Source organism: Actinocorallia lasiicapitis, from assembly GCF_054778695.1.
This window is the reverse complement of sequence record NZ_BAAGZI010000535.1, coordinates 1-3,217: the sequence shown is the minus strand read 5'-3', so window position 1 is coordinate 3,217 and position 3,217 is coordinate 1. Positions and strand designations below refer to the sequence as shown.

Here is a 3,217-nt window from a genome sequence, read left to right as displayed (position 1 = left end):
TCCGCGTCCGCCGCGGCAACCGGCAGCTCGCGGCGCTGGGCCGCCCGGTCAGCGCGAGACCGCTGGCCCTCGCCGAGCTGCTCGCGCTGGTCAGAGCCCGCACGGTGAGCCTGCCGGACTTCGGATGCTATGTCGCGGTGATGGCCCTCGACCGGATCGCGGCTCATCTGCCGGCCGCCCGCGGCTGGGGCTCCGACCGCACGTCGAGAGCGGCCTCATAGGCGGCGACCAGGGCCTTCTTGGAATGCTCCCACGACAGCGGACCCGCGACCCTCGCCCGGCCCAGCTCGCCCCGTCTGGCCCGCTCGGCCGGATCGTCCAGCAGCCGGGAGACCAGCCCGGCGAACGCCGCCTCGTCGGCGCCCGGCGCGTACAGCGCGGCCTCACCGGCCGACACCCGCGCCTCGCGCAGCTCGAACGAGACCAGCGGACGGCCCATCGCCATGTACTCCATCACCTTGTTCATCGTCGAGACGTCGTTGAGCGGGTTCGGCGGATCCGGCGACAGGCACACGTCCGCCGTGGACAGATAGCGGAGCAGGTCGGCGTCGGGGATCCGGCCGGTGAAGTCGACCAGCCCCGACAGGCCCAGCTCGGCGCTGAGCGCGACCATCGCCTCGAAGGTGTCGCCGCCGCCGATGAACGTGGCGTGCCAGTCCTCCCGCCGCCCGCGCAACTCGGCGAGCGCCCGCAGCGCGTAGTCCACGCCGTCCTGCGGCCCCATGACGCCCAGGTAGCAGAGCAGATGCGGCTTGCCGCGCCGCAGCTCCGGCTCGGCGGGAACCTCGTGGAACCGTTCGACGACCGGTGCGCTGCGCACCACGAACACCTCCTCGGGGCGTTTCCCGCCGCGCGTCACGGCGGCGTCCCGGTAGCTCTCGTTGGTGGCGATCACGATGTCGGCGGCGTCGTAGGTGGCCTTCTCCATCCGCACCACCATCCGGTACAGCGCGTCCCGGCCGCGCCCCGCGAACCGCGACAGGTACAGCTCGGGCACCAGGTCGTGCTGGTCGAAGACGAACCGCGCGCCCCTGCGTTTGAGCCGCCGCGCCACGAGATGGAACAGGTCGGGCGGGTTGCAGGCGTGCACCACGTCGACGGGGCCGACCTTCCTGGCCAGCCGCCACGTGTGCCAGAGCGCGCTGCCGTACTCCTGGACGTATCCGGCGGGCCCGCCGGTCGCCGCGCGCAGCGGGTACCGGTGGATCCGCACCCCGTCGATGACGGCCTCGGCCTCGGTGTCGCGGGCGGCGCCCATCGGGCAGATGACGTCGACCTCCCAGCCGGCCTCGCGCAGCGCCTGGCACTCCTGCCAGACGCGCCGGTCGAACGGCACGGAGAGGTTCTCCACCAGGATCAGCGTGTGTTTTCTACCGTTCACCAGGCAAGTCCCTGATAGCCGGGGACACCGCGGCGGTCCGCGGCGTCCGGGAGGCGGACGAGGTCGACGATGGTGCGGTCGCCCGCGCGCGCGAGGACGTCGAGCACGGCGGGGTCCTGGCAGCCGACGACACAGACCTCGGCGTGCTCCAGCACCTCCCCGGCGTCGTTGCTGAGCAGGTCGCCCAGATGGGGGAGGCGCGAGCGCATGTAGTCGCGGTTGGCGCCCATCAGCCGCGACAGGGTGACGTTCGTGTCGTAGATCCGCAGGTCGTAGCCCTTGCCGAGGAGCCGTTCGGCCAGCTCGACCAGCGGGCTCTCGCGCAGGTCGTCGGTGCCGGGTTTGAACGACAGCCCGAACAGCCCGATCCGGCGGCGCCCGTCCGCCGCGACCAGCGACAGCGCCCGCCGCAGATGCTCCTCGTTGGACGGCAGCACGTGCGACAGCAGCGGCACCGCGACGTCGGCCCGGTGGGCGGCGTGCACCAGACCGCGGACGTCCTTCGGCAGGCAGGAGCCGCCGAACGCGAACCCGGGCCGCAGATAGGCGGAGCTGATGTTGAGTTTCCGGTCGCTGACGAACACGTCCACGACGGGCCCCGAGTCGATGCCCAGCGCTCGGCAGACCGCGCCCAGCTCGTTCGCGAACGCGATCTTCAACGCGTGGAAGGAGTTGTCGGCGTACTTGGTCATCTCGGCGACCGGGATCGGCACCCGGAACACCTCGCCGGGGATCCCCGCGTAGAGCGCGGCGACGGCGTCGCCGCTGGCCTGGTCGAACTGGCCGATGACCGTCTTCGGCGGATCGAGGAAGTCCTTGACGCTGGAGCCCTCGCGCAGGAACTCCGGGTTCACCGCGACCCCGAAGCCCACGCCCGCCGTCAGTCCCGAGTACTTCTCCAGCACCGGGACGATCAGCCGTTCGCAGGTGCCCGGCAGCATCGTGCTCCGGATGACGACCGTGTGGCGGGGCCCGTCCCGTCCGCCGAGCGCCGTGCCGATCTGCTCGGCGACCCGCTCCAGGAACTCCGTCGACAGGCTGCCGTTCCCCGCCGACGGAGTGCCCACGCAGATCAGAGACACCTCCGTGGCCGCGACGGCCGCCGCCACATCGCCGGTGACCGTCAGCAGGCCCGCGCCGACCACCTCCTGCGTCAGCTCCCCGATGTCGGCCTCCACCAGCGGCGCCACCCCACGGGCGAGCAGGTCGAGCTTGGCCGGGTTGACGTCGACGCCGACCACCCGATGGCCGAGCGAGGCCAGGCACGCGGCGGACACACAGCCGACGTAGCCGAGCCCGAACACCGATATCCGCGTACTGGGAATCCGCATACTGTTCGCCTCCGTTTTGACGGGGTTCAGCCACCGGCCAGTCGGGTCGGCCGGCGCGACGGGCGGAGCAGGGCCACCAGGGCGGCCCTGGCGTCCGGACGTCCGGCGAGAGCGCGCAGGAACTGCCCGGCGGTGAGCGCCAGCCCGTAAGCGGCGGACGCCACCGGCCCGTGCCTGCCGCGGTAGAGCCGCACCCGGTTGACGGTGCTGAGCGCCGCCAGCGCCGGGCTGGTCCCCGACGCCGCGCCGATGTGCTCGACGACGGCGTCCGGGCAGTACCACAGGCCCAGGCCGAGGTCGGTGGAGCGGAGAATGAACTCGGTCTCCTCGCTGTACAGGAGGAACGACTCGTCCCACGGGCCGGCCCGCCGGAGGGTCTCGGCCGACATCAGCAGGGCCGCGCCGGTCGCCCACGCGTACCGTCCGGCCCGCTCGTGCGGGCCCGGCGCGGTGATCATCTCGCCGAGGGCGCCGTACCGGCCCGCGAACGAGCCGCCCAGCAGCG

The 3,217-nt window shown here is 72.6% G+C and carries 4 protein-coding genes; 1 reads left to right on the top strand and 3 read right to left on the bottom strand.

Annotation, left to right across the window (positions count from 1 at the left end; all coding sequences use genetic code 11):
• The coding region (locus ACYVE7_RS31710) for a hypothetical protein (RefSeq protein ID WP_460369959.1) at positions 1 to 221 on the top strand (221 nt) is incomplete at its 5' end.
• Here ACYVE7_RS31710 and ACYVE7_RS31705 read toward each other — a convergent pair.
• The 3 genes from ACYVE7_RS31705 to ACYVE7_RS31695 form a co-directional block, all read right to left on the bottom strand.
• Positions 164 to 1,381: a glycosyltransferase family 4 protein gene (locus ACYVE7_RS31705; protein WP_460369957.1), complete on the bottom strand. Its 1,218-nt coding sequence runs from the start codon at positions 1,379 to 1,381 to the stop codon at positions 164 to 166. The two genes, ACYVE7_RS31710 and ACYVE7_RS31705, sit on opposite strands and share 58 nt — an antisense overlap.
• On the bottom strand, positions 1,378 to 2,712 hold the full coding sequence (locus ACYVE7_RS31700; protein ID WP_460369955.1) for a nucleotide sugar dehydrogenase: 1,335 nt from the start codon (positions 2,710 to 2,712) through the stop codon (positions 1,378 to 1,380). The genes ACYVE7_RS31705 and ACYVE7_RS31700 overlap by 4 nt, the downstream gene beginning before the upstream one ends.
• Before the next feature lie 26 nt (positions 2,713 to 2,738).
• The coding region (locus tag ACYVE7_RS31695) for a glycosyltransferase family 2 protein (RefSeq protein ID WP_460369953.1) at positions 2,739 to 3,217 on the bottom strand (479 nt) is incomplete at its 5' end.

Bases quoted from the DNA above. Each gene is read 5' to 3' on its own strand.
- ACYVE7_RS31700 (WP_460369955.1), bottom strand. From the start codon at position 2,712: ATGCGGATTCCCAGTACGCGGATATCGGTGTTCGGGCTCGGCTACGTC.